Annotated in this window: 1 protein-coding gene; it reads left to right on the forward strand. The window is 40.6% G+C overall.

Going from position 1 to position 251, the window contains the following annotated elements; all coding sequences use genetic code 11:
• Nucleotides 1-72: 72 nt before the first annotated feature.
• Nucleotides 73-251, forward strand: a 179-nt coding sequence (locus R2R70_RS21880) for an FAD-dependent oxidoreductase (RefSeq protein WP_410979179.1), incomplete at its 3' end; no start/stop codon positions are given.

Below are 251 nucleotides of genomic sequence, written 5' to 3' on the forward strand. Positions count from 1 at the left end.
TAGAAAAATACTTTGCTTAATAAGTAATATTAAATGGGGGCCAAGTGCCCCTATTTATTAAAGGAAAATACAATGAAACAATTGCAAACCGACGTAGTAGTTATAGGCGCAGGTACAGCAGGCTTAAGTGCATACCGAAACGCTAAACAGTTTACCCCTAACGTACTTATGATCGAATCAGGTCCTTATGGTACAACCTGCGCACGCGTAGGGTGTATGCCAAGCAAATTATTAATAGCTGCTGCAGAAGC

Origin of the sequence: Cobetia sp. SIMBA_158 (genome assembly GCF_046566945.1) — a bacterium.
GTDB lineage: Bacteria > Pseudomonadota > Gammaproteobacteria > Pseudomonadales > Halomonadaceae > Cobetia > Cobetia amphilecti.